18 protein-coding genes and 1 pseudogene are annotated in these 23,731 nt (G+C 73.0%); 9 read left to right on the top strand and 10 right to left on the bottom strand.

Features of this window, described 5'->3' with window-relative positions; translation table 11 throughout:
* Positions 1-8: 8 nt before the first annotated feature.
* On the top strand, positions 9-1,616 hold the full coding sequence (locus V4Y03_RS03255) for a peptide-N4-asparagine amidase (protein ID WP_332433928.1): 1,608 nt from the start codon (positions 9-11) through the stop codon (positions 1,614-1,616).
* Between the two features lie 48 nt (positions 1,617-1,664).
* On the opposite strand, the gene V4Y03_RS03250 is transcribed toward V4Y03_RS03255, so the two are convergent.
* The 3 genes from V4Y03_RS03250 to V4Y03_RS03240 all read right to left on the bottom strand — a co-directional run bounded on the left by V4Y03_RS03250 (position 1,665) and on the right by V4Y03_RS03240 (position 6,824).
* Complete coding sequence (locus V4Y03_RS03250) at positions 1,665-3,089, bottom strand: Gfo/Idh/MocA family protein (RefSeq protein WP_332433927.1); 1,425 nt, start codon at positions 3,087-3,089, stop codon at positions 1,665-1,667.
* Between the two features lie 257 nt (positions 3,090-3,346).
* Positions 3,347-6,271, bottom strand: coding sequence for an FAD-binding and (Fe-S)-binding domain-containing protein (locus tag V4Y03_RS03245; RefSeq protein WP_332433926.1), 2,925 nt, complete (start codon positions 6,269-6,271; stop codon positions 3,347-3,349).
* Positions 6,272-6,344: 73 nt separating this feature from the next.
* Positions 6,345-6,824 carry a MarR family winged helix-turn-helix transcriptional regulator gene (locus V4Y03_RS03240; RefSeq protein ID WP_317876715.1) on the bottom strand — a complete coding sequence of 160 codons (480 nt, stop codon included), beginning with the start codon at positions 6,822-6,824 and terminating at the stop codon, positions 6,345-6,347.
* Positions 6,825-6,914: 90 nt separating this feature from the next.
* Between V4Y03_RS03240 and V4Y03_RS03235 the strand changes: the two genes are divergently transcribed.
* On the top strand, positions 6,915-8,783 hold the full coding sequence (locus V4Y03_RS03235) for an ABC transporter ATP-binding protein (protein ID WP_317876719.1): 1,869 nt from the start codon (positions 6,915-6,917) through the stop codon (positions 8,781-8,783).
* 287 nt (positions 8,784-9,070) lie between these two features.
* The gene (gene mltG / locus V4Y03_RS03230; RefSeq protein WP_332433925.1) at positions 9,071-9,973 is read left to right on the top strand and encodes an endolytic transglycosylase MltG; all 903 of its coding nucleotides are present in this window, start codon (positions 9,071-9,073) and stop codon (positions 9,971-9,973) included.
* Positions 9,974-9,985: 12 nt separating this feature from the next.
* On the opposite strand, the gene V4Y03_RS03225 is transcribed toward mltG, so the two are convergent.
* The 4 genes and pseudogenes from V4Y03_RS03225 to V4Y03_RS03210 all read right to left on the bottom strand — a co-directional run.
* Entirely contained in the window at positions 9,986-11,125 is a 1,140-nt protein-coding gene (locus V4Y03_RS03225; protein ID WP_443079722.1) for an NAD(P)-binding domain-containing protein, read from the bottom strand.
* 99 nt (positions 11,126-11,224) lie between these two features.
* Positions 11,225-12,436: an LLM class flavin-dependent oxidoreductase gene (locus V4Y03_RS03220; RefSeq protein WP_332433924.1), complete on the bottom strand. Its 1,212-nt coding sequence runs from the start codon at positions 12,434-12,436 to the stop codon at positions 11,225-11,227.
* Positions 12,436-13,113, bottom strand: coding sequence for a hypothetical protein (locus V4Y03_RS03215; protein ID WP_332433923.1), 678 nt, complete (start codon positions 13,111-13,113; stop codon positions 12,436-12,438). The genes V4Y03_RS03220 and V4Y03_RS03215 overlap by 1 nt, the downstream gene beginning before the upstream one ends.
* A gap of 35 nt (positions 13,114-13,148) precedes the next feature.
* Positions 13,149-13,313, bottom strand: a pseudogene (locus V4Y03_RS03210) (sulfonate ABC transporter ATP-binding protein); the annotation flags it as partial.
* A gap of 766 nt (positions 13,314-14,079) precedes the next feature.
* Here V4Y03_RS03210 and V4Y03_RS03205 point away from each other — a divergent pair.
* Together V4Y03_RS03205 and V4Y03_RS03200 are read left to right on the top strand one after the other, a co-directional pair.
* Positions 14,080-14,628 carry an FABP family protein gene (locus V4Y03_RS03205; protein ID WP_332433922.1) on the top strand — a complete coding sequence of 183 codons (549 nt, stop codon included), beginning with the start codon at positions 14,080-14,082 and terminating at the stop codon, positions 14,626-14,628.
* Between the two features lie 4 nt (positions 14,629-14,632).
* Positions 14,633-16,753, top strand: a complete 2,121-nt coding sequence (locus V4Y03_RS03200) for a prolyl oligopeptidase family serine peptidase (RefSeq protein ID WP_332433921.1) — start codon at positions 14,633-14,635, stop codon at positions 16,751-16,753.
* Here V4Y03_RS03200 and V4Y03_RS03195 read toward each other — a convergent pair.
* Positions 16,701-17,684: a helix-turn-helix transcriptional regulator gene (locus V4Y03_RS03195; RefSeq protein WP_317876122.1), complete on the bottom strand. Its 984-nt coding sequence runs from the start codon at positions 17,682-17,684 to the stop codon at positions 16,701-16,703. The genes V4Y03_RS03200 and V4Y03_RS03195 overlap by 53 nt on opposite strands.
* Before the next feature lie 148 nt (positions 17,685-17,832).
* Here V4Y03_RS03195 and V4Y03_RS03190 point away from each other — a divergent pair, with 148 nt between their 5' ends.
* Together V4Y03_RS03190 and V4Y03_RS03185 are read left to right on the top strand one after the other, a co-directional pair.
* Positions 17,833-19,245, top strand: a complete 1,413-nt coding sequence (locus tag V4Y03_RS03190) for an aminopeptidase P family protein (RefSeq protein WP_332433920.1) — start codon at positions 17,833-17,835, stop codon at positions 19,243-19,245.
* Positions 19,246-19,439: 194 nt separating this feature from the next.
* Positions 19,440-19,931 (top strand): nuclear transport factor 2 family protein, encoded by a 492-nt coding sequence (locus V4Y03_RS03185; RefSeq protein ID WP_317876120.1) that lies wholly within the window; start codon positions 19,440-19,442, stop codon positions 19,929-19,931.
* Here the strand turns inward: V4Y03_RS03185 and V4Y03_RS03180 are convergent.
* Entirely contained in the window at positions 19,854-20,744 is an 891-nt protein-coding gene (locus tag V4Y03_RS03180) for an ABC transporter permease (protein WP_332433919.1), read from the bottom strand. The two genes, V4Y03_RS03185 and V4Y03_RS03180, sit on opposite strands and share 78 nt — an antisense overlap.
* Positions 20,741-21,661 carry an ATP-binding cassette domain-containing protein gene (locus V4Y03_RS03175; RefSeq protein WP_332433918.1) on the bottom strand — a complete coding sequence of 307 codons (921 nt, stop codon included), beginning with the start codon at positions 21,659-21,661 and terminating at the stop codon, positions 20,741-20,743. The genes V4Y03_RS03180 and V4Y03_RS03175 overlap by 4 nt, the downstream gene beginning before the upstream one ends.
* A gap of 207 nt (positions 21,662-21,868) precedes the next feature.
* On the opposite strand from V4Y03_RS03175, the gene V4Y03_RS03170 reads away from it, so the two are divergent.
* Complete coding sequence (locus V4Y03_RS03170) at positions 21,869-23,050, top strand: sensor histidine kinase (RefSeq protein ID WP_317876117.1); 1,182 nt, start codon at positions 21,869-21,871, stop codon at positions 23,048-23,050.
* Positions 23,047-23,709, top strand: a complete 663-nt coding sequence (locus V4Y03_RS03165) for a response regulator transcription factor (protein WP_332433917.1) — start codon at positions 23,047-23,049, stop codon at positions 23,707-23,709. The genes V4Y03_RS03170 and V4Y03_RS03165 overlap by 4 nt, the downstream gene beginning before the upstream one ends.
* Positions 23,710-23,731: the final 22 nt, after the last annotated feature.

The raw sequence follows: 23,731 nt of genomic DNA, 5'->3' as shown, positions 1-23,731 counted from the left end.
TCCGCCCCATGAGATCACTCAAGATCATGAGCATGCTCGGCGGCCTGGTCCTCGCCGCCGGGGCCCTGCTCGGCGCGCACCCGGCCGCCGCCGAGGGCCCGAACGGTCCGACGCCCCCGGCCGAGTTCACCAGTGACTGGCACGACCCGGTCACTGCCGCCCCGCCCGTCGGTGCCCCCGGCACCCGCGGCTGCGAGGTCACCCTCGCCGCCGCGCAGTTCCGCGACTTCACGCCCTACCAGGGGAGTTACACCCCGCCCAAGGAGTGCGGCACCCGCTGGAACAAGGTCGTCCTCCGTCTGGAAGGAAAGGTGAAGGGCCGCCAGTACGACCGGCTCGGCCATCTCTCCGTCGGCGGCGTGGAGATCCTCCGCACCTCCACGCCCCAGCCCTCGCCCGACGGCATCGCCTGGTCGGTCGAGAAGGACGTCACCCGCTACCGCGACACCCTCAGCCGCCCCGGGCCCGTCGAGATGCTCATCGGCAATGTCGTGAACGAGACCTACACCGGGGTCATCGACGTCCGCGTCACCCTCACCTTCCACACCGCCCGGGGCCGGGTGAAGCCCGCCGCCGGCACCCCCGACCGGGTCGTCCCGCTCACCGGCTCCACCCTCACCACCCCGCGCAACACCGAACGCGTCCTCGCCGAGGTGTACGCCACCGGCTCCGGCGGCGGCTGCGAGGAGTACTGGTACCTCTCCGTCCCCGACGCCGCCCCCTACTCCTGCCGGGCGACCGGCGGACCGCACCGGGAGGTCCGCGTCTCCGTCGACGGACGCCTCGCCGGCATCGCCGCCCCCTTCCCCACGGTCTGGACCGGCGGCTGGTCCAACCCCTTCCTCTGGTACGTCACCCCCGGGCCGCGCGCCTTCGACGTCCAGCCGGTCGTCTACGACCTGACCCCCTTCGCCGCGCTCCTCAACGACGGCAACGCCCATCGCGTGGAGGTCGCCGTCGCCGGGGTCCCGGCGGACCTGGCCGGCTGGTCCACCCCGACCAACGTGCTGCTCTGGCAGGACGAGGGCAGCGAGGTCGTCACCGGCGGCCTCGACCGCCACGAGGAGAGCGTCCCGATCAACTCGTCGGTGTACACGGCGGGTTCGCCGCACCGGGTCGACACGGAGGCGAGCCACCGGCTCACCGTCGCGGGCCACCTGAACACCTCGCACGGCCGGGTCGACACCACCGTGAGCCGGACCGTCACCGGTGACTCCGTCCACCGCTGGGGCCCGGACGAGAACCCGGACGCGTTCACCGCGCGCTGGACCGACCGGGAGACCGTGACCTCGGGCCGGACCGTCACCCGCACCGACCGGACGTACACCATGGACGGCGAGACCACGATCGGCGCCGGTGACCGGCTGCGGACGGTCCTCACCCTCGGGGACCGCGCCGACACCGCCGTCGTACGCGACGGGCGGCGCCTCTCCTGGTCGCGGCTCGACGACACGTACACCGGGGACGCGACGTACACCACGGGCGTACCGCGCGACCAGCGGCACGCGGTCGGCACCACCACCGAGCGCTACCGGCTCCACGGCTCGGCGGGCTGCTACGACCGGAGCCTGACGACCGTTCAGGGGACGCTCACCGAGGATCTGCGGCGCTGCTGAACACGGCGGTGCCCGGCCCCCCACCGGGGGAGCCGGGCACCGCACACCTCAGACGGGCCGCGCCGAGTCCATCCCCGCGCGGGCCTTGCTCCACTCGCCCCGGGTGAAGTCGGGGATCTCCTGCGGCGCGCCCTTCGCCTTGATCGAGGCGTGGCTGAGCGGCACCGGAGCCGTCCAGGTGGCCGCGTCGTAGACGTCGAAGTCCGGTACGAGCCCCAGCTGCACGCACTGCATCAGGCGGTAGACCATGATGTAGTCCATGCCGCCGTGGCCGCCCGGCGGGTTGGCGTGGTCCTTCCACAGCCAGTGGTCGAACTCGCCGGCGTACGCCGAGAAGTCACCCCACTGGTCGTTCCGGTGGTCCGGCTCGATGTAGATCCGCTCCGGATAGTCCTCGAACACGCCCCGCGTGCCGCCCAGGCTGTTGATCCTGCTGTACGGGTGCGGGGTGGAGACGTCGTGCTCCAGCCGGATCACCCGGCCCAGGGCCGTCTGGACCAGACTGATCGTCCGGTCGCTCTCGATGTACGTCTCCTTCCAGCTGGGGTCGCCGGAGGGCATGTGCTCCGCCCGGTACTCGGCGAGGCCGAGCGCCGGGGTGCCGAAGCTGCTGATGCTCACCACCCGGTCGCCCCGGTTGACGTCCATGTAGTTGGCGACCGGACCGAAGCCGTGGTTGGGGTACAGGTCCCCGCGCAGCCTGGTGTGCCAGAGGCGGCGCCACGGGCCCTCGTAGTACGTGGGGGAGAACATCAGCCCCCGCAGGTCGTGGTTGTACGCCCCCGCCCCGTGCAGCAGCCGGCCGAACTTCCCGGCGTGCGCCATCCGCAGCACCCGCAGCTCGTTCCGGCCGTAGCAGCAGTTCTCCAGCTGCATGCAGTGGCGGCGGGTCTGCTCCGAGAGGTCCACCAGCTCCCACAGCTCGTCGAGCCGCATCGCGACCGGACACTCCACGCCGACGTGCTTGCCGTTCAGCATCGCGGCCCGCGCGATGGCGAAGTGACTGTCCCAGGGGGTGGCCACATGGACGAAGTCGATGTCGGAGCGGGCGCACAGGTTCTCGTAGTCCTCCTCGCCGTGGGTGTACACGGCGGGCGCGGGCTGCCCGGCGGCGACGACCTTCGCGGCGGCCCGCTCGGCCTTCTCGCGCACCGGGTCGCAGACGGCGACCACCCGCACCCAGGGGAGGGCGAGATAGAGGCCGATCATGCCGTTGCCCCGGTTGCCGAGGCCGATCAGCCCGACACGGACGGTGGAACGGCCCTCGAAGGGCACCCCGGCCATGGTGGCCCCGCGGCGCCGGGGGGCGGTGGCCGATCCGGCGGCGGTCTCCGGTGGCGCCGCCGGGGCGGCCGCGGTGGCGGCCTGGGCGTCGATGCCGCCGAGGGCGCCGATACCGAGGCCCGTGCCGGCCGCGGCGGTGCTCCTGAGGACCTTGCGGCGGCTCGGGACGTGCGGACTCTGCTCGTTCATGGAACCTCCCGGACGGTGTGCACGGCTGTTTCATGAATCCCGCACAGGACCCTGGCCCTGGTGTCCGACGGCGCGCAAGGGCGCCGACAGGACTCTTGTGACGGGTAGTTGGACTTTACTGTTCCGGATCTCCCGCCGAGCCGTAGCGAACACCGACCGTCACCCGAACGTACGAAGGGCCCCTCACCGGCCGGGGTGAGGAGCCCTTCTGTCTGGGCTTTGTGACGTACGGTCAGGGCTGAGCCCCTGACGTACGGTCAGGGGCGCGTCGCGCGCTCCAGGGCCAGCAGCACCGATCCGTACGTGCGGCCCGTCGCCCGGTCCATCCCGATCTCGCACATCCGGTTGGCCGAGAGATGCGCGTCGAAGGGGCGGGAGGTGACCTCGGCCGCCTCCCTGGCCGTCGCCGACTCCGTCAGCTCAGGGTGCAGCATCCCCCGGTCACCCGCGAAGGCGCAGCAGCCGGCGTCGACGGGGACGACGACCTCCTCCGCGCAGGCCCCGGCCAACGCGGTCAGCCGGTCCTCGTCGCCCAGATGCCGCATCGAGCAGGTCGGATGGACCACGGCGGAAGCGACCCGGCGGCGCACGTCGAGCCGGGGGAGCAGCTCGTCCGCCGCCCACACCAGCGAATCCAGCACCGTCAGCTCGGCATGCAGCTCCCGGTTGTCCGCCGTCAGGTACGGCACCACCTCGTGCGCGATGCCGAGCGTGCACGAGGAGGCGTCCACCACCAGCGGCAGCTTGCCGCCGGCCGTCCAGCCCCAGGCCGCCTCGACGATCCGGTTGGCCATCACCTCGTTGCCCCGCTCGTACCCCTTGGAGTGCCAGATCGTCGCGCAGCAGGTTCCGGCCACGTCCTCGGGGATCCACACCGGCCGCCCGGCCCGCGCCGACACCGCGACCACGGCCTCGGGCAGCGACGGTCCCGGCTCGCCCTCCGGACCGCCGAAGATGCGGTTCACACAGGCCGGGTAGTAGACGGCGGCGGCCGAAGGCCGGTGCGTGCGGGGAAGCCGCCGCGCCGCCGCGCCGGGGATCTCCGGCAGCCACTCCGGTACGAGGTCGGGGCGGACGGCCTTGCGGGCCAGGCCCGTCACCGATTCCAGGACCCGGTCGCCGATCCGGTCGGCGGCGCCGACCGCGAGCCGGGCGGCGGCCTCCACCGCCCGGAAGTTCTTCGCGGCCAGGGCGGCGACCCGCTCCTCGCGCGGCGAGTGCCGCTCGTGCCGGAACTCCTTCATCAGCGCCCCGGTGTCGATGCCCACCGGGCAGGCCAGCTTGCACGTGGAGTCCCCGGCGCAGGTATCGACGGCGTCGTAGCCGTACGACTCCAGGAGACGGGCCTCGACGGGGGAGCCGTCGGCCTGCCGCATCATCTCCCTGCGCAGCACGATCCGCTGGCGCGGGGTGGTCGTCAGGTCATTGCTGGGACAGGTCGGTTCGCAGAAGCCGCACTCGATGCAGGGATCGGCGATCGGCTCCACCGCCGGGATCGTCTTCAGACCCCGCAGATGGGCCTGCGGGTCCCGGTCGAGGACGATCCTGGGGGCGAGCACCCCGCCGGGGTCGATCGCCTCCTTGACCCGCCACATCAGCTCGGTCGCCTTCGTGCCCCACTCCAGCTCGAGGAAGGGAGCGATGTTGCGCCCGGTGGCGTGCTCCGCCTTCAGCGAGCCGTCGAAGCGCTCCACGGTCACCTTGCAGAACTCGTCCATGAAGGCCGCGTACCGCTCGACGTCGGAGGGGTCGGCCGCGTCGAAGGCCAGCAGGAAGTGCAGGTTGCCGTGCGCCGCGTGACCGGCCACGGCCGCGTCGAAACCGTGCCGCGACTGGAGTTCGAGCAGGGTCGCGCAGGCCTCCGCGAGACGCGCGGGGGGCACCGCGAAGTCCTCGGTGATCAGGGTCGTACCGGAGGGCCGCGAACCGCCGACCGCCGTCACGAAGGCCTTGCGGGCCTTCCAGTAGCCGGAGATCTTCCCCGGGTCACGGGTGAACGCGTTCTCCACGGAGGCCACCGGAGCCACCAGGTCAAGGCCGGTGAGGACCTCCCGCGCCTTCGCCTCGTACGCCTCGCGCGCCGCGGCGTCCGGCGCCCGGAACTCGACCAGCAGCGCCGCCGTCTCCCTGGGCAGCTCCGCCCAGTCCGCCGGCACGCCCGCCACGCTCACCGAGGCCCGCAGCGTGTTGCCGTCCATCAGCTCCACGGCGAGCGCCCCGGCCTCGTTGAACAGGGGCACGGCCTCCGCCGCCGCCGGCAGCGAAGGGAAGAAGAGCAGCGCCGTGGAGACCTCGCGGTCCAGCGGCAGCGTGTCGAAGACGACCTCCGAGATGAAGCCGAAGGTGCCCTCGGAGCCGACCATGAGGCCCCGCAGGATCTCGGTGGGCGTCGCGCCGTCGAGGAAGGCGTCGAGCCGGTAGCCGTTGGTGTTCTTGATGGCGTACTTGGCCCGGATCCGGGCGGTCAGCCCGGCGTCCGCCTCGATCTCCGCCTTGAGCGCCGCCAGCTCCGCGCACAGCCGGGGCTCGGCGCGCGCCAGCTCCTCGTCGGCGTCCGGGCCGGCCGTGTCCACCACGGTCCCGCTCGGCAGCACGACGGTGAGCGAGGAGACGGTCCGGTACGAGTTCCGGGTCGTGCCCGCGGTCATGCCCGAGGCGTTGTTGGCGACGACCCCGCCGATCGTGCAGGCGATGGCGCTCGCCGGGTCGGGCCCCAGGACCCGCCCGTGCGGGGCGAGCGAGGCGTTGGCCCGTACGACGGTGGTGCCGGGACGGATCCGGGCGCGCGCACCGCCGTCCAGGACCTCGACGCCCACCCAGTGGCGGCGCACGTCGACGAGGATGTCCTCGCCCTGCGCCTGGCCGTTGAGGCTGGTCCCCGCCGCACGGAAGACGACCTCGCGGCCCTTGCCGTGCGCGTACGACAGGACGGCGGAGATGTCGTCGATGTCCTCGGCGACCACGACGACCTGCGGGACGAAGCGGTACGGGCTGGCGTCCGAGGCGTAGCGGACCAGGTCGGAGATCTTCGACAGGACCTTCTCCGGGCCGAGCAGCTCGGTCAGCTCCTCGCGCAGCCGCCTCGGCGTCCCCCGGGCCTGGAGCTCCGGCACGCGGTCCGGGGCCGGGGTCCGCTTCGTCCCGGGGCGCAGGGCCTGCGGGTTCGGCTCAAGCAGCGGCATGTCACGGCTCCCCTTCGGCGCGCCCGGGTCCCGGGGAGTGCCCCTGCCGGTGCGGGCAGGCCACCCCCGGGGGTCAGCAGCCGCCCTCCGGACCCGGGTCGACCAGGGCGGACAGCAGACCTCCGAGTTCCTCGCGCTGTTCGACGGTCAATGGAGCAAGGATGTCCTCTGCGGCCGCCCGGCGCGCGCTGCGCAGCTCACGCAGCGTGGCGCGCCCCTCGTCGGTGAGCTCGATCCGGACCACCCGGCGGCTGTTCGGGTCGGGCACCCGGCGGACCCGGCCGACGGCCTCCAGGCCGTCGACGAGACTGGTCACCGCGCGCGGGACGACTTCGAGGCGGGCCGCGAGGTCGGCCATCCGGGGCGGTTCACCGAAGTGTGCGACGGTCCGCAGCAGCCGTGACTGGGCGGGTGTGATGCCGACCGGTTCGAGGTGGCGCTTCTGGATGCGGTGCAGGCGCCGGGTGAGCCGGAGGAGCTGCTCGGCGAGGAGGCCGTCGGCGTCGGGTTCCCCCGGACGGTCGAATCCGGTCGGGACGGCGGAGGTGCTCATACGGGAACAATATCAGGACCATGTTCATTGTGAGCATAGGTAACAATGACCTATGCTCTCATCGGCATCACCGAACCCTCGAAGGAGCCCATGCGCCCCCACGACCAGTCCGACTGGACGCCCCCGCCACGCGACTCCGCCCAGCCCAAGGAGCCCGCGCAGCTGCGGCGCATCCTCGGGCTCTTCCGCCCCTACCGCGCGCGCCTCGTGCTCGTCGGCCTCCTGGTCGGCGCCGCCTCGCTCGTCTCGGTCGCCTCGCCCTTCCTGCTCAGGGAGATCCTGGACACCGCGATCCCCCAGGGCCGCACCGGGCTGCTCAGCCTGCTCGCCCTGGGCATGATCGCCACCGCTGTCCTGACCAGCGTCTTCGGTGTGCTCCAGACTCTGATCTCCACCACCGTCGGCCAGCGCGTCATGCACGACCTGCGCACCGGGGTGTACGAGCAGCTCCAGCGGATGCCGCTGGCCTTCTTCACCCGGACCCGCACCGGCGAGGTCCAGTCCCGCATCGCCAACGACATCGGCGGCATGCAGGCGACGGTGACCTCCACGGCCACCTCCCTCGTCTCCAACCTCACCGCCGTCGTCGCGACCGTCGTCGCCATGCTCGCCCTCGACTGGCGCCTCACCGTCGTCTCGCTGCTCCTGCTGCCCGTCTTCGTCTGGATCAGCCGGCGCGTGGGCCGCGAGCGCAAGCGGATCACCACCCAGCGCCAGAAGCAGATGGCGGCCATGGCCGCGACCGTCACCGAGTCCCTCTCGGTCAGCGGCATCCTGCTCGGCCGCACCATGGGCCGTGCCGACTCGCTGACCAGGTCCTTCGCGGAGGAGTCCGAGCGGCTCGTCGACCTCGAAGTGCGCTCCTCCATGGCCGGGCGGTGGCGGATGTCCACCATCGGCATCGTCATGGCCGCGATGCCCGCCCTGATCTACTGGGCCGCAGGCATCGCCCTCGGCTCGGGCGGCACCGCGATCTCGCTCGGCACGCTCGTCGCCTTCGTCTCGCTCCAGCAGGGCCTGTTCCGGCCCGCCGTCAGCCTGCTCTCCACCGGTGTGCAGATGCAGACCTCGCTCGCGCTCTTCCAGCGCATCTTCGAGTACCTCGACCTGCCCGTGGACATCACCGAGCCCGCCGAGCCCGTCCGGCTCCCCGAGGTCCGGGGCGAGGTCTCCTTCGAGAAGGTCGTCTTCCGGTACGACCCCGAGGGCGCGGGCCGCGCCACCCTCGACGGCATCGACCTGACGGTCCCCGCCGGGGGCAGCCTGGCCGTCGTCGGCCCCACCGGCTCCGGCAAGTCGACCCTCAGCCATCTGGTGCCCCGGCTGTACGACGTCACCGACGGCCGCGTCACGCTCGACGGCGTGGACGTGCGTGACCTGGACTTCGACACGCTGGCCCGCGCGGTGGGCGTCGTCTCCCAGGAGACGTACCTGTTCCACGCCTCCGTCGCCGACAACCTCCGCTTCGCCAAGCCGGACGCCACCGACGAGGAGATCGAGGCCGCCGCGCGCGCCGCCCAGATCCATGAGCACATCGCCTCCCTGCCCGACGGGTACGACACCCTGGTCGGCGAGCGCGGCCACCGCTTCTCGGGCGGCGAGAAGCAGCGCCTGGCCATCGCCCGGACCATCCTGCGCGACCCGCCGGTGCTGATCCTCGACGAGGCCACCAGCGCCCTCGACACCCGCACGGAACACGCTGTGCAGCAGGCCATCGACGCCCTGTCGGCCGGCCGCACCACGATCACCATCGCCCACCGGCTCTCCACCGTCCGCGACGCCGACCAGATCGTCGTCCTCGAGGCGGGCCGGATCGCCGAGCGCGGCACCCATGAGGAACTGCTCGCGCGCGACGGGCGGTACGCGGCTCTGGTCCGCCGGGACGCGCGGAGCCTCCTGGACACCACGAGCGGCGGCGAACAAACGAACGTGGGAGCGGTTGTTCCCCAGAACGTGTGATCGTGCCGGGATTCGTTGCCCAACTCCCGTACGGCATCGGAAGATTGCTTTGTGCGATCGACGGGCTGCAGACCGTGACCGCACAGTCCCACTGATGTACCTGTACGAGGAGAAGCACCACCATGAACGTCATCACCAACCTGCTCGCCGGCGTCCTCCACTTCCTGGGATGGCTCGTCTGACGATCGCAGTGCCCGGCGCCGTCGGTCCCCCGTCCCAGGGGGTCGGCGGCGCCGCCGCGTGCGCGGTTCCCCGGATTCCGGTTCGAGCCGGGTTAGCGTGCGGCCATGACGTACCGGCCGCCGTCACCGTACGCACCCCCACGCCGCCGCTCCCGGCTCCCGTCCCTGGCCCGGGGGCCCCGTCCGCCCCGCCGCCCCCGCCTCACCCGGCGCGGCCGGTTGGCGCTGCTCCTCGGGGCCGTCCTCGCCGTCGCCACCGCGGTCACCGTCCCGCTGCTCCTCTCGCAGGACGAACCTGCGGTCGAACAGCCTCGTACGCTCCTCGTCCCCGAGGGCTGGCGGGCCGGCCGGATCTACACGGCCGTCGACCGGGCGCTCGGACTGCCCGAAGGGACCGCGCGGAAGACCGCGACCGCTCCCGGCACCTCCCTGGCGCTCCCCCCGGCCGCCGGAGGCAATCCCGAGGGCTATCTGTTCCCCGCGACCTATCCCGTGCTCGGCGCCACCACCCCCCAGGGGCTGCTGCGCTTCATGGTGGACACGGCGGCCAAGCGGTTCGGTGCCGCGCGGATCGTCGAGGGCGCGAAGGCACACGGCCTCAGCGTCTATCAGACGGTGATCGCGGCCAGCATCGTGCAGGCCGAGGCCGACAACCCGGAGGACATGGCGAAGGTCGCCCGGGTCGTCCACAACCGGCTGGCCCGGGGCATGGCCCTCCAGATGGACTCGACCCTCAACTACGCGCTGGGCCGCAGCACCGTGGACACGACGTACGAGGACACCCGGAGCGCGAGCCCGTACAACACCTACGAACGCAAGGGCCTGCCGCCGACGCCGATCGGCAACCCGGGCGACGAGGCGCTCGACGCGGTGGTCCGTCCGGCGGACGGCGACTGGCTCTACTTCGTCACGGTGGCCCCCGGCGACACCCGCTTCACGGCCGACTACGCGGCTCACCAGGCGAACGTGGCCGAGTTCAACGCGAACCGGGGCGCGGAGAAGAGCTGAGACGGAGGCCGGTCAGAGGGCGGCCGGGACGACCTGGTCGACCGGGTCGGTCAGGTCGACCGCGCCGGTCCGATCGGGTGCGGCGTCCGCCGTCGTGGGGCGCGCGGTGCGGCCTTCCAGGAGGCGGCGGATGTCGGAGACCGCCGCCCGGCCCGCCCGGTTGGCGCCGATCGTCGAGGCCGAGGGCCCGTAACCGACGAGGTGCACGCGCTCGTCCCGTACCGCACGCGTCCCCTCGACTCGGATGCCGCCGCCCGGTTCGCGCAGCCGCAGCGGGGTCAGATGGTCGATCGCGGCCCGGAAGCCGGTCGCCCACAGGATCACGTCCACGTCGACCGTCCGGCCGTCGTCCCAGGCCGCCCCGGTCGGAGTGATCCGGTCGAACATCGGCAGCCGGTCCAGGACCCCGCCCGCGCGGGCCGCGCGGATCGCGTCGTTGAGGGGGAGCCCGGTGACCGAGACGACGCTCTGCGGCGGCAGCCCGCGCCGTACCCGCTCCTCCACGAGGGCGACGGCCGCCCGGCCCTCCATCTCCCCGAAGGGGCCCTCCCGGAAGACGGGCTCACGCCGGGTCACCCAGAACGTCTCGGCGGCGACCTCCGCGATCTCCATCAGGTGCTGGGTCCCCGAGGCCCCGCCGCCCACGACGAGCACCCGCTTCCCCGCGAATGCCTCAGGGCCGGGGTAGCCGGAGGTGTGCAGCTGGCGTCCCCGGAAGGTCTCCTGCCCCGGGTAGCGGGGCCAGAACGGGCGGTCCCAGGTGCCGGTGGCGTTGATCAGGGCACGGGTCGCGTACGTGCCCTCGGAGGTCTCGACCCGCAGCCGGCCGCCCTCGCCCTCCCGGACGGCGGTGACGTCGACCGGGCGGTGCACCCGCAGGCCGAAGGTCCGCTCATAGGTGTCGAAGTACGTCCCGATCACCTCGGACGAGGGGCGCGCCGGGTCGGCACCGGTCAGCTCCATCCCGGGCAGCGCGTGCATCCCGTGGACCTTGCCGTACGTCAGCGAGGGCCAGCGGAACTGCCAGGCGCCGCCCGGGTGCGGGGCGTGGTCGAGGACGACGAAGTCCCGGTCCGGCTCCAGGCCGGACCGGGACAGATGGAAGGCGGCCGAGAGCCCCGCCTGTCCGGCGCCGATGACGACGACCTCCATGGCGCGCACCTCTGCCGACGCGACCTCTTGTGCCCCGAAAACGTTCACGGTTCTACCAACCGGGACGGGGGCGCGGATCTTCCCGTCCGCCGCCCGCGTCTACCGTCCGCCGGGCACCAGCAGCGGCGCGCCCCCCGGTGCCGAGGCCGGACGGCCGTTCACGGCCGGGACGCCGAGGAGCGGGGAGACCGGGGACGCCGGCAGCAGCCCGCGCGCCGCGAGCTCCGGCCGCACGCCCTCGCCGAACCAGTACGCCTCCTCCAGATGCGGGTACCCGGACAGCACGAAGTGCTCCACGCCCAGGTCGTGGTACTCCTCGATCCGGTCCGCGACCTCGGCGTGGCTGCCGACCAGCGCGGTGCCCGCCCCACCCCGTACCAGACCCACGCCCGCCCAGAGGTTCGGCGAGATCTCCAGCTGGTCGCGGCCGAGGGAGCCGCCCCGGTGGAGCGCCAGCATCCGCTGCTGGCCCACCGACTCGCTGCGGCCGAGCACCCGCTGCGCGGCGGCCACCGTCTCCGCGTCGAGGTCGGAGAGCAGCCGGTCCGCCGTCGCCCAGGCCTCGCGCGAGGAGTCGCGGGAGATCGTGTGCAGCCGGATGCCGAAGCGGACCGTCCGGCCGCGCTCCTCCGCGAGCCCCCGGATCCAGTCGATCTTCTCCTTCACCTGCCAGGGCGGTTCGCCCCAGGTCAGATAGACGTCCGCGTGCTCCGCCGCCACCGGGCCGGCCGCCGCCGACGAGCCGCCGAAGAAGATCTCGGGCAGCGGGTCCGGCGGCAGCGCGGTCAGCCCGCCCTCGATCCGGAAGTGCTCGCCCTCGAAGTCGAACGGCCGGCCGCTCCACGCGCCCCGCACCACCGAGAGGAACTCGGCCGTGCGCGCGTACCGCCGGTCGTGGTCGAGATGGTCGCCGAAGCGGCGCTGTTCGGTGGAGTCGCCGCCGGTCACCACGTTGAGCAGGAGCCGCCCCCGGGTGATCCGTTGGTACGTGGACGCCATCTGGGCCGCCAGCACCGGCGAGATCACTCCGGGCCGGAACGCCACCAGGAACGTGAGGCGTTCGGTGTGCTGGGCGAGCGCGACCGTGGTCAGCCACGCGTCCTCGCACCACGTGCCCGTCGGGGTCAGCACGGCCTCGAAGCCCAGCTGCTCGGCCGCCTTGGCGATCTGGATCAGATAGTCGATGTCGGGCGCCCGCACCCCCGACACGGCACGGGCGCGGGTGATCCCGCCGTCCGTGTAGGCGTGCCGGTCGACGAGGGTCCGGCCGTCGCCGCCGGTCGGCAGGAACCAGTGCAGATGGACGGTCATCAGGAGGCCTTTCGGTAGCTGCGCGCCGGGGTGGTGGACGGCGGCAGGTCCTTGTTGAAACGGCGGTCGACGTAGTCGGCGAAGCGGAAGGTGCGCGGGATCAGCCCGAGGGAGGCGAAGGTGTCGGCGATCCGCTGCTCGGAGGCGACGGCGGCGTCGTCGAGGGCCACCGGGATACGGGTGCCGTTGCTGCGCTTCACGGCGGCCAGGGCCACCTCGTACGGCAGGCCGGTCTCCTTCGCCCAGACCTTCGCCCAGTCCTCGGGGTGCTCGAACACCCAGCCCTGGGCCCGCCGCAGGCGCTCGACGAAGTCGCCGACGGCCTTCGCCCTCGCCGGGTCCGCGAGCGCGGCCGGGGCGGCGACCTGGAAGCCGAGGCCGTTGACGAGGCCGCGCCCGTCGGTGAGCACCCGTCCCTTGCCGCTGAGCAGGACCTGTGAGGTGTACGGGTCCCAGACCGCCCAGGCGTCCACCTTGCCGGTGGTGAACGCGGCCAGCGCGTCGGCCGGCTGGAGCAGCGCCTCGGCGCCGCCCTTCTGGTCGCCGACGTTCAGGACGAGGGAGCCCTCGCCGTCGGAGTTCGACGACGGGCCCGCGGCGGAGGCGCCGGAGCAGGCGGAGGCGACGAGTGCGAGCGGCAGCAGCAGGGCCGCGGTGGACAGACGGAAGGACTTCACTGGTCACTCGTTCCGGTGGTCGGGGCGGTCATCGTTCAGGCCGCCTTTCCTGCGAACTCGCTTTCACCGACGCCGAGTTCGGAGAGCAGGCGGCTTCGGAGCGGGGCGAGGGCCGGATCGCCGAGGGAGCGGGGGCGGTCGAGGCCGACGGTCGTGTCGTACGCGATGACGCCGTCCCGCATCACCAGTGCGCGGTCCGCGCCCACGGCCGCGACCGGGCCCCCGGCCGGGCGTCAGCGACTCGACGTCCAGACGGGGCAAAGGTGAGATATCGGGCGGTGAAGGGGGTGGGGCATGGTCGACCGTCATGGCGGGACTCCGGAGGAGAGCAGGCGGGGGTACGCGTCAGCGGCCGTGGGCGCAGAGCGGGCACGCGCGCACGGCGGACGGAGCGTCAGGGACGAGAGGGCGAAGGGGCGTCAGCGACCGCGGCGACACGCGGCGGAGGCCACCCGCAGCAGGTCGATGTGACCGCGCGTGGTGAGCAGGGCTGTACGCGACATGGCGCGAAGGTAGCGGCGCCGACGCGCCGGGTCAACGGGCGTCTCGCCCCATGGACGGGAGCGGCGGGCAGGTGGGGGAGGTGGCGGGTCGCCCGGCGCGGGGGAGCGGGCTGGGCGCGCGGCGACCGGCGCTGAGCATCGGTGGACCGCCCTGTGCGGCGGGACGGCGCGCCGGCGAGCGGCCCGGCGCCCCGCCACCCGGCGCCCGCTCCGCAGCTCCCGGACTCGCGCTCCCCGCCCGACCTGCCGCCCACCGCCTGAGACCGACCGGCAAATGGGGGGCGGCGTCGCGGGGCTGGGCACGCACATCTGCCGCGTTGTCGTCAATCCCCATGGCTCCGCCATGCCTCAATCCTCCGCCTCGCAGCTGCACGCACCCAGCCCCGCTCCTTCTTCCACCGCCCAATTTGCCGGTCGGTCTAAGCTGCCCACCGGCACACGTCCCGACCCAGGAGCGCAGCGCATGTCCGACCGCGACCGGAAGTTCCCCTACCCCGACGCCTTCCGGGCGGACGAGGCGCCCGCGCCGCACGAGCTGCTTGCGCCGGTGACCGGACTCCTCGGAGTGTGGACCGGCCGGGGGCGCGGTGGGTACCCGACGCTCGCCGAGGAGTTCACGTACGCGCAGGAGGTCACCTTCAGTCACGACGGGCGGCCCTTCCTGCACTACGACGCCCGCGCCTGGCTGATCGACGCCGACGGGACCCCGTTGCGGCCCGCCGCGCGCGAGAGCGGCTGGTGGCGGCTCAAGCCGGAGGGGCACATCGAGGCGCTGATCACCCAGCCCACCGGGATCGCGGAGATCCTCGTCGGCCGGGCCGAGGACGGCGCGATCGACCTCACCACCCATGAGGTCGCCCTCGCCCCCACCGCCAAGCAGGTCGACGCCAGCCGTCGGCGCTACACCCTCACGGACGGCGGCACGCTCGACTTCGTCCACGACCTCGCGGCGGTCGGCAGGCCTCTGGGGCACCACCTCGCGGCCCGGCTGCGGCGCGAGGGCGGACAGTAGAGCCATGGACAAGGCGAACGGGGACGACCCGTACCTGTGGCTGGAGGACATCTCCGGCGAGGCGGCGCTCGCGTGGGTGGCCGAGCGGAACGCCGAGACCGCGCGTGACGTGGCCGGTGACGCCGGGTTCGACGCGCTGAAGACACGGCTGCGCGAGGTGCTCGACGCCTCGGACCGGATTCCCTACCCCGTGCGGCGGGGCGCGTACCTCTACAACTTCTGGAGGGACGCCGAGCACGTACGCGGTGTGTGGCGGCGCACCACCCTGGAGGGGTACCGGGAGGACGAGCCCGAGTGGGAGGTCCTCCTCGACGTCGACGCGCTCGCCGACGCGGAGGGCGAGAAGTGGGTCTGGGACGGGGCGCGGGTGCGGCGGCCCGACTTCGAGCGGGCCCTCGTCAGGCTCTCGCGCGACGGCGGCGACGCCGTCGTGGTCCGTGAATTCGACCTCCTCACCGGGGAGTTCGTCGAGGACGGGTTCCGGCTGCCCGAGGCCAAGACGCGGATCTCCTGGGTCGACGCCGACACCGTCCTGGTCGGTACGGAACTCGGACCTGGCTCGCTCACCGACTCCGGGTACCCGCGCACGGTCCGCAGATGGCGGCGTGGGACTCCCGTGGAGGACGCCGAACTCGTCTTCGAGGCCGACCGGGGCGACGTGGCGGCCTGGGGGTACCGCGACACCACGCCCGGCTTCGAGCGGGAGTTCGTCGGGCGCTCGGTGGACTTCTTCCGCAGCGAGACCCACCTGCTGCGGCCCGACGGCACCCGCGTACGCATCGACGTGCCGGACGACGCCGTCGCCTACGCGCACCGCGAGCACCTGATCGTCACCCTGAAGTCCGCGTGGCTGGACCGGCCCACGGGCTCCCTGCTCGCGTTCGACCTCGACGGGTTCCTGGCGGGGGACCGGACCCACGAGGTGCTGTTCACGCCGGACGCGCGGACCGCGCTCGCCGGACACACCTGGACCCGGAACCACCTGGTCCTGGAGACGATGCGGGACGTCAGCACCCATGTCGAGGTGCTCACCCCCGCCGACGGCGGCGGCTGGACGCGCGACCCGCTCGCGGGGGTCCCCGCCCTGTCTGCGGTCAGCGTCTTCGGCACGGACCCGGACGTCTCCGACGAGTACTTCCTCGATGTGTCCGGCTTCCTCCAGCCCTCCACGCTCCGCTTCGGGCGCATCGGCGCCGGGTCCGAGGCGATCAAGCGGGCCCCGGAACGCTTCGACACCGGCGGCCTCGCCGTCGGACAGCACTTCGCCACCTCCCGGGACGGCACCCGGGTCCCGTACTTCGTCATCGGACCCGACCGCACCACCACCGGCCCCGGCCCCACCCTGCTCTACGGGTACGGCGGCTTCGAGGTCTCCCTCACCCCGTTCTACGGGGCGGTCACGGGCCGGGCCTGGCTGGAGCGCGGCGGCACCTACGTCATCGCCAACATCCGGGGCGGCGGCGAGTACGGCCCCGACTGGCACCAGGCGGCCCTGCGCGCCGAACGGCCCCGGGCCTTCGAGGACTTCGCGGCCGTCGCCGAGGACCTCGTCGCACGGGGGACCACCACCCCGGCCATGCTGGGCGCTAAGGGCGGCAGCAACGGCGGCCTGCTCATGGGCGCCATGCTCACCCGTCACCCCGAGCTGTTCGGCGCGATCGTCGCCCAGGTGCCGCTGCTCGACATGACCCGCTTCCACAAGCTCCTCGCGGGCGCGTCGTGGATCGCCGAGTACGGCGACCCGGACGACGAGGCCGACCGGCCGCACCTCCACGAACTCTCCCCGTACCACCGGCTGGCGGCGGACCGCGCGTACCCGCCGGTCCTGCTGATGACCTCCACCCGCGACGACCGGGTGCACCCCGGACACGCCCGGAAGACGGCGGCGCGGCTGCGGGAGCTGGGTCACCCGGTGCTGTTCCACGAGAACACGGGCGGCGGCCACGCGGGCGCGGGCGACAACGAGCAGGCGGCGCACAACAGCGCGCTCGTCCACACCTATCTGTGGCAGCGGCTCGCCCGCACCGCCCCGGAGGGCGTACCCGCGGGGGAGGGGGCAGCCGCCGGGCCGCTCACAGCCACCCCGAGCGCTGTGCCTGCAACGCCATCTGGAAGCGGCTCGTAGCGCCGAGGCGGGCCATCAGGATCTGCACCCGGCGGAACAGCGTGCGGCGGCTGACCCCGATCTCCCGCGCGATCACCTCGTCGCTCGCTCCGGCCGCGAGGAGCCGGAGCAGGCGACGGTCCGCCGGGAGCAGCGCGGCGGGCCGCGCCGTGCGGCCGTGCAGGGGCAGCGCGCTCTGCCAGGCCTGCTCGAACAGCGCCACGAGCGCCGAGAGCAGCCCGCACGGCTGTACGACCAGCATGGTGTTGTAGACGTCCGTCTCCCTGATCGCCAGGGCGACCAGGGCGTACGCGTCGTCGATGATCAGCAGCTTGACCGGAACCGAGGGCAGTACCCGCGCCTGCTCGCCGGCCTCCACGCACGGCTCGATGGCGTTCTCCAGCTGCCCCGGGTACTCCAGCGACTCCCGCGAGTACACGACGCGCTGCGTCACCCCCCGCGCGAGGGTGGCCAGCGCGTCGTCGGTGGCGCCTTCGAGCGGGAAGTACGGCGGCGAGTCGAACTGCCGGATCTGCTCCCGCGCGCTCGCCCAGGCCTGGCGCATCCGCAGTCCGATGGCGTCGCCGGTGACGACCTCCACGAGCGGGTCGTGGTACCCGGCGAGCCGGTGCCGGCGGAACGAGTCGAAGGCGCCCCCGACCGTGATCCGGGACTCGTCGAGCTCGGCCGCCCGCCGCCGCCCGAGGATCTCCAGGCCGGCGGCCGGCGGCACCGGGGCCACGACGTCCCTTCCCTCCTCGGCGGTGCTCGCCAGACCGGAGTCGACGAGTTCGCGGTACGCCTCCGCCAGCGCTGCCCCTTCGAGACCGGCGGCGGTGCCGATCGCGCTCAGGGGCGCGGGCCCCATGTCGAGCAGCCTGCCGTAGACGCGGACGGCCTCCGGACCGATCCCCAGCAGCCGCAGGGCCTCACCGAGCTTCTCGTTCGCCATGACGCCATTATCGGTCCGCCCGCTCCCCGGGCGTGGCCGATTCGTGCCACTGGCGGTCCTGGGCACCCGGGGCGGCCGGAGAGCGGTACTTTCCGGTTGCCGCCGCCGACCGGTGGCCGAGGAACCCATGCGGAAGAAGGAGCAGGACGTGGCGAAGGGTCGCAAGAACGGCCTCTACGGAGGAGTCTCCGAGGAACTCTCCACCCTGATGAGGACCGGGTGGGCGGACACCGAGCGGCACGATCTCGAACCCGCAGAGCAGGCCCCGTACGCGGCCCGGCGCCGTGCCGAGCTCTCCGCGCACTTCCCCGGCGAGCGCCTGGTGATCCCCTCCGGCAACCTGAAGACCCGCTCCAACGACGACACCTACCCCTTCCGCGCGTACTCCGGCTACGTCCACATGACCGGGGACAAGGCCCGCGACAGCGCCCTGGTCCTCGAACCCCGCGCCGACGGCGGCCACGACGCGTACTGCTACGTGCTGCCCCGCGACAGCCGGGACAACGACGAGTTCTGGATCGGCTACACGGCCGAGCTGTGGATGGGCCGCCGCCCCTCCCTCGCCGAGTACGAGACGGTCCTCGGCCTGCCCTGCCGCGACGTCCGCTCCCTGGCGACGGACCTCGCCGCCGGCGAGGGCGTGCCGACCCGCATCGTCCGCGGCCACGACCCCGTCCTCGAAGCCGCCGTCACCACCGACGAGGAGCGTGACATCGAGCTGGACGGCACGCTCAGCGACCTCCGGCTCGTCAAGGACGCGTGGGAGCTCGGCGAGATGCGCAAGGCGGTGGACTCCACCGTCCGCGGCTTCACCGACTGCGTCGGCGAGCTCTCCCGGGCGGTCGCCACCTCCGAGCGCTGGATCGAGGGCACCTTCTTCCGCCGGGCGCGCCTGGAGGGCAACGCCCTCGGCTACGGCTCGATCTGCGCCGCCGGGGACCACGCGACGATCATGCACTGGACGGAGAACGACGGACCGGTCCGCCCCGGCGAGCTGCTGCTGCTCGACGCCGGTGTGGAGACCCACTCCCTCTACACCGCCGACGTCACCCGCACCCTCCCCATCAGCGGCACCTTCACCGACGTGCAGCGCAAGGTGTACGACGCGGTGTACGAGTCCCAGGAGGCCGGCATCGCGGCCGTGAAGCCGGGCGCCGCCTACCGCGACTTCCACGAGGCGTGCCAGCGCCACCTGGCGGAGCGGCTCGTCGAGTGGGGCTTCATCGAGGGCCCCGCGGACCGCGCGTACGAGCTGGGTCTCCAGCGCCGCTTCACCATGGCGGGCACCGGCCACATGCTCGGCCTGGACGTCCACGACTGCGCGCAGGCGCGCACGGAGGAGTACGTCGACGGCGTCCTGGAGCCGGGCATGGTCCTCACCGTCGAGCCGGGTCTCTACTTCCAGCCCGACGACCTGACCGTGCCGGAGGAGTGGCGCGGGATCGGCGTCCGGATCGAGGACGACCTGGTGGTGACGGAGGACGGCAACGAGAACCTGTCCGCCGGTCTGCCGCGCTCCTCGGACGAGGTCGAGGCGTGGATGGCGAGGTTCGCGGGCTGAGCCGCGATTGAGCCGGGCGGGCGGTCGGGGCGACTGAGGGAGGTCTGCCCCGGCCGCCCGTCCTTTTTCGTGGGGGCGGCCGGAACCCAGTCTTCGTGGCGGCGCCCGGAACCCAGCCGACCACTGGACGGCGAGGCGGCCATGCGATTAGCTGCATCTGCACCTAATCAAAAAGTTGCCCATGGAGCCGCATCATGCACCCGTTCCGTCAGGCCGTGGAGCACCGCGACCACGCCGCCGTCGAGGCCATGCTCGCCGAGGACGTCGTCTTCACCAGCCCGGTGGCCTTCCGCCCGTACCCCGGCAAGGCCATCACCGCCGCCATCCTGCGCGGGGTCGTCCGCGTCTTCACCGACTTCCGGTACGTCCGCGAGATCGAGAGCGCGGACGGCCGCGACCACGCGCTCGTCTTCACCGCGAAGGTCGGGGACAAGGAGATCAACGGCTGCGACTTCCTCCACTTCGACGAGGAGGGGAGGATCGACGACTTCACGGTCATGGTCAGGCCCCTCTCCGCCGCCCAGGCACTGTCCGCCGCCATGGGCGCCCAGTTCGACCGCATCGCGGCGGAGGCCCTCGCGGCGAGCGGCGGTACGGGCGAGGCCCGTTCACACGTCGCGGCGCCGTACGACGACCACGGCGAGTGCGACGGCGATCAGCGGCCAGAGCGCGTACACGGTCCATGAGCCGGGGACGGAGGCGCTGTAGGCGAGCGAATCCGGATCCGGTGCCCAGGTCTGGACGAGACGCTTCCAGGCCGTGACCGGCATCGCATGGCTCACGGCGGCGGACCAGCGTGTGCTCTGCGAGAAGATCGGCGGCAGCATCACCAGGATGAAGGCGCTGGTGACCATGGTGGCGGCGCTGTGCCTGATCAGCGCTCCGAGGCCGAGGCCGGTCAGTGCGCAGACCGGGGCCAGCAGGGCGGAGGCCACCAACGCCTTGAGTACTCCGGGATGGCTGAGCGGAACCCCGGCCCGCTGCGTGTCCAGGACGGCCTGGGACACGAGGAAGCCACCCGTGGAGACGACCGCCCCGACCACGGTCCAGAGCGCGGCGGTGACGACCGCCTTGGCCAGCACCACCGCACCCCGGGCGGGGACGGCCACGGTCGTCGTGCGGATCAGACCGCTGCTGTACTCGCTCACGACGGTGAGCGCGCCGACGCTGCCGGCGACGAGCATCAGCGTCATATAGCCGGCCGCGGGGAACGCGTCGAAGACCTGGAACCCCCGGTCGGCCCGCGCGGCCGGGCTCATCGTCCGAAGGGCGTCGACCTCCGTCAGTGCCGCCACGGCGGCGGACCCGATCACGAACAGCGTGATGAGGGCGAGGGTCCACGGGGTGGAGCGCAGGGACCGTATCTTGATCCATTCGCAGCGGAGCAGGTTGCGGAAACGGACGGGCGGATCGACGACCGCCACGGCCGAGGGGGTCGGGGTGGCCGATGGGGCCGGAGTGCCCGCGGTGGTCGAGGTGGCCGGGGAATGTGTGGTCATCGGGGTTCTCCTGCCCGGTATTCGACGCTCGCGGCGGTGAGTTCCATGAAGGCCTCCTCCAGTGAGGCGGTGCGGGCGGTCAGTTCGTTCAGCAGGATCCGGTTCTCGAAGGCGAGCGCCGCGATCCGGTCCGCCGGCAGACCGGTCACGGCGAGCTTCCCGGCGCCCGCCGGTCCCTCCGGCTCGACCGAGGCCCCCGCGGCGGTCAGTACCGCCGTCAGCTCGGCGGCCTGCCCCGTGCCCACCAGGACGCCCAGGCGGCTGCTGCGCGCCGCGAACTCCCGTACCGGCTCGGCGGCGATGAGCCGGCCCCGGCCGATGACGACCAGCTCGTCGGCGGTGTTCTCCATCTCCGACATCAGATGGCTGGAGAGGAAGACCGTACGGCCCTCGGCCGCGAGACGCCGGAAGAGACGGCGCATCCAGAGCACGCCCTCCGGGTCCATGCCGTTGACCGGCTCGTCGAACATCAGCACCGGCGGGTCGCCGAGCAGCGCGGTGGCGATCCCCAGGCGCTGCTTCATACCGAGCGAGAAGCCGCCGATGCGGCGGCGCGCGGCCTCGGACAGGCCCACCTCGTGCAGCACCTCGTCCACCCTGCGCGGGGAGATCCCGTTGCTGTGGGCCAGGGCGGACAGATGGGCCGCGGCCGTGCGCCCGCCATGGACCTGGCCCGCGTCCAGGAGGGCGCCGACGTGCCGCAGTCCGCGCGGGCGGCTGCGGAAGGGGACTCCGCTGACGGTGGCGGCGCCGCCGGTCGGCGCGTCCAGGCCGAGGATCATGCGCAGGGTGGTGGTCTTGCCCGCCCCGTTCGGGCCCAGGAATCCGGTGACCCGGCCCGGTCGCACGGTGAAGGACAGCTGGTCGACGGCGGTCTTCCCGCCGTAGCGCTTGGTGAGTTCATTGACTTCGATCACAGGCCCAACCCTGCCGGGAGGGCACCGCCCGGTCATGGGGCCGTGGACGGCAATCGACCGGCCGGGTTCGCCCGCGGGTGTAAGTCCGTGGGCGGATTCCCGCAGCGCGGCGGCTGGATAGTGTCGCGGGATGAACGCCGTACGGACCACCCCCTCGCCCGCGCGCCTCGCACAACGCGGCGCCCCTCATGAGCGGCCGCACCTCCGATGACCGGAACGAAGACCACGGCCTGGGCGGGAGGCGCCCTCTACCTCCTCGCGGTGGGCCTGCTCGTCGGAGGTGCGCCGCGCGCCTCGGGCACGGTCCACGGTGTCGGCGCCCTGCTCGCCGCGAGCCTGCTCGTCGGCGTGCTGCGCCGCGCGCCGCTCCCGGCCCTGTGCCTGGCGCTCCTCGGGTCCACCACCGTGGTGGTGGGCGTCCCGGGCTCCGGCGGTGCGAGCCTGTCGGCCGCGTACCAGGGCCAGTTCCTGTCCTTCCTCGCGGTGGACCTCGTCCTGGGCTTCGTCGTCGCCACCCGCGCGCGGCGGACCTCGATCCTCGCCGTGGCCGGATCCCTCGTCGTCCAGCTCCTGGTCATCGGCGGCTTCTCGCGCGGGGACAACCTGACCGTCAACGCCGTCATCGCCCTCCTGGCGACGGCCGCGGCCTGCACGGGCGGACTGCTGATCCGCGAACGCGGCGAGCACGCGGTGGCGTTGCGCTCGCAGGAGCTCGCCGAGGCCGTGACCGCCGAACGGCTGCGCATCGCACGGGAGTTGCACGACATGGTCGCGCACAGCATCGGGATCATCGCCATCCAGGCCGGGGCGGCGAGCCAGGTCATCCGGACCCGGCCCACGGAGGCCGGCGAGGCGCTGCGAGCCATCGAGGCCACCAGCAGGGAGACCCTGTCGGGCCTTCGGCGCACCTTGACGGCGCTCCGCAGGACGGACCCGGGCACGGAGGCCACGGGGAGCGATGGCGGTCTCGCGCCCTCGCCGGGTCTCGCGGACATCGACCGGCTGACGGCGGCCACGGCCGACGCGGGCGTACGGGTGGACGTCCGCCGCAGCGGGCGGGAGCGGCCCCTGCCGGGCGATGTCGACCTGTCCGCCTTCCGTATCGTTCAGGAGGGGCTGACCAACGTGGTCCGCCACGCGGGCACCGGACACTGCCGGGTGCTCATCGGCTACGGGGACGAGGAGCTGACCGTGGAGGTCGTCGACGACGGGCGCGGGGCGATCGAGAAGTACGGCGCGGCCCACGGGTTCGGCCTCGTGGGCATGCGGGAGCGGGTCGCCCTGCTGTCCGGCGACTTCAGTGCCGGGCCGCGCGCCGAGGGCGGATTCCGGGTGGCGGCCCGACTGCCGCTGTCCGACGCCGCCCGCGTTCCCCTGGAGGCCCGATGACCACGGCTCCCCTGCGCATCGTGCTCGCCGACGACCAGCCACTGGTCCGGTCCGGCCTGCGCCTGGTCATGGCCGATCACCCCGATCTGGAGGTCGTCGGAGAGGCCGCGACCGGTGCCGAGGCGGTCCGGCTGGTCAGTGACGTCGACCCCGACGTCGTGGTGATGGACATCCGGATGCCCGGTATGGACGGGATCGAGGCCACGCGCCTGATCACCGCAGGGCCGACCGCGACGCGTGTCCTCGTCCTGACCACCTTCGACGAGGACGACCACGTCTACGGCGCGCTGCGGGCCGGGGCGAGCGGCTTCGTGGTCAAGGACATGGCCCTGAACGACATCCTCGCGGCCGTCCGGGTGGTCGCCACCGGCGACGCGCTGATCGCGCCCGGGGTCACGCGCCGGCTCATCGCCGACTTCGTCGGGCGCCCCACGCGGCGCTCCGCACAGCCGGTCGAGGGCATCACCGAGCGGGAACGGGAGGTCCTGACCCTCATCGGGCGCGGCCTGACGAACACCGAGATCGCGGAGGACCTGTTCATCACGGTGGCCACCGCCAAGTCGCATGTGTCGCGCCTCCTCACCAAACTGGGCGCCCGGGACCGGGTGCAGCTGGTGATCACCGCGTACGAGACGGGGCTCGTGACGCTGCCCGGCTGAACGACCGGAAGCGGATACGGGC

The organism is Streptomyces sp. P9-A4 (assembly GCF_036634195.1).
In the GTDB taxonomy this organism is placed as follows: Bacteria; Actinomycetota; Actinomycetes; order Streptomycetales; family Streptomycetaceae; genus Streptomyces.
The sequence above is the reverse complement of the archived record's forward strand: the minus strand, read 5'-3'. Positions and strand labels throughout refer to the sequence as shown.

Bases quoted from the DNA above. Each gene is read 5' to 3' on its own strand.
- V4Y03_RS03170 (WP_317876117.1), top strand. From the start codon at position 21,869: ATGACCGGAACGAAGACCACGGCCTGGGCGGGAGGCGCCCTCTACCTC.
- V4Y03_RS03225 (WP_443079722.1), bottom strand. From the start codon at position 11,125: ATGGAGGTCGTCGTCATCGGCGCCGGACAGGCGGGGCTCTCGGCCGCC.
- V4Y03_RS03185 (WP_317876120.1), top strand. From the start codon at position 19,440: ATGCACCCGTTCCGTCAGGCCGTGGAGCACCGCGACCACGCCGCCGTC.
- V4Y03_RS03180 (WP_332433919.1), bottom strand. From the start codon at position 20,744: ATGACCACACATTCCCCGGCCACCTCGACCACCGCGGGCACTCCGGCC.
- V4Y03_RS03255 (WP_332433928.1), top strand. From the start codon at position 9: ATGAGATCACTCAAGATCATGAGCATGCTCGGCGGCCTGGTCCTCGCC.
- V4Y03_RS03220 (WP_332433924.1), bottom strand. From the start codon at position 12,436: ATGACCGTCCATCTGCACTGGTTCCTGCCGACCGGCGGCGACGGCCGG.
- V4Y03_RS03250 (WP_332433927.1), bottom strand. From the start codon at position 3,089: ATGAACGAGCAGAGTCCGCACGTCCCGAGCCGCCGCAAGGTCCTCAGG.
- V4Y03_RS03245 (WP_332433926.1), bottom strand. From the start codon at position 6,271: ATGCCGCTGCTTGAGCCGAACCCGCAGGCCCTGCGCCCCGGGACGAAG.
- V4Y03_RS03205 (WP_332433922.1), top strand. From the start codon at position 14,080: ATGTCCGACCGCGACCGGAAGTTCCCCTACCCCGACGCCTTCCGGGCG.
- V4Y03_RS03165 (WP_332433917.1), top strand. From the start codon at position 23,047: ATGACCACGGCTCCCCTGCGCATCGTGCTCGCCGACGACCAGCCACTG.
- V4Y03_RS03235 (WP_317876719.1), top strand. From the start codon at position 6,915: ATGCGCCCCCACGACCAGTCCGACTGGACGCCCCCGCCACGCGACTCC.
- V4Y03_RS03240 (WP_317876715.1), bottom strand. From the start codon at position 6,824: ATGAGCACCTCCGCCGTCCCGACCGGATTCGACCGTCCGGGGGAACCC.
- V4Y03_RS03200 (WP_332433921.1), top strand. From the start codon at position 14,633: ATGGACAAGGCGAACGGGGACGACCCGTACCTGTGGCTGGAGGACATC.
- V4Y03_RS03195 (WP_317876122.1), bottom strand. From the start codon at position 17,684: ATGGCGAACGAGAAGCTCGGTGAGGCCCTGCGGCTGCTGGGGATCGGT.
- mltG (WP_332433925.1), top strand. From the start codon at position 9,071: ATGACGTACCGGCCGCCGTCACCGTACGCACCCCCACGCCGCCGCTCC.